The sequence below is a fragment of the Bacillus sp. EKM208B genome (assembly GCF_011800725.1).
In the GTDB taxonomy this organism is placed as follows: domain Bacteria; phylum Bacillota; class Bacilli; order Bacillales; family Bacillaceae; genus Bacillus; species Bacillus velezensis.
In genome coordinates, this window is record NZ_JAANHO010000037.1 from 1 (window position 1) to 391 (window position 391).

1 protein-coding gene is annotated in these 391 nt (G+C 61.4%); it reads right to left on the reverse strand.

The annotated features are described in order from the left end of the window. A partial coding sequence (locus G9F75_RS19730) for an AMP-binding protein (RefSeq protein WP_167409338.1) occupies positions 1-391 on the reverse strand: 391 nt, incomplete at both ends.

Consider the following 391-nt stretch of genomic DNA (forward strand, 5'->3'; position numbering starts at 1 on the left):
CGTCACCGCTGCGTCATGAACGTCCGCAAGCTGGGCGAGGCGGACTTCGATTTCTGAAAGCTCGATCCGGTAGCCCCTCACTTTGACCTGCTGGTCGATACGGCCGATGTATTCAATGCCGCACTGCGCGTTCCATTTGACGAGGTCGCCGGTCCGGTACATGCGCTCGCCGGGCACGAACGGATCTGCGGTAAACCGCTTCGCCGTTTCTTCCTCACGGTTCAGGTATCCGCGCGCCAGACCGCGGCCGGCCACGCACAATTCACCGGCAATGCCTTCCGGCTGCACCTGATCTCCGCCGCCGAGAATATAAACTCTCGTATTGGCAATCGCCCGTCCGATCGAAAGCGACCCTTCCTCCGGATTGATGACGCCGCTTGTCGCGACGACG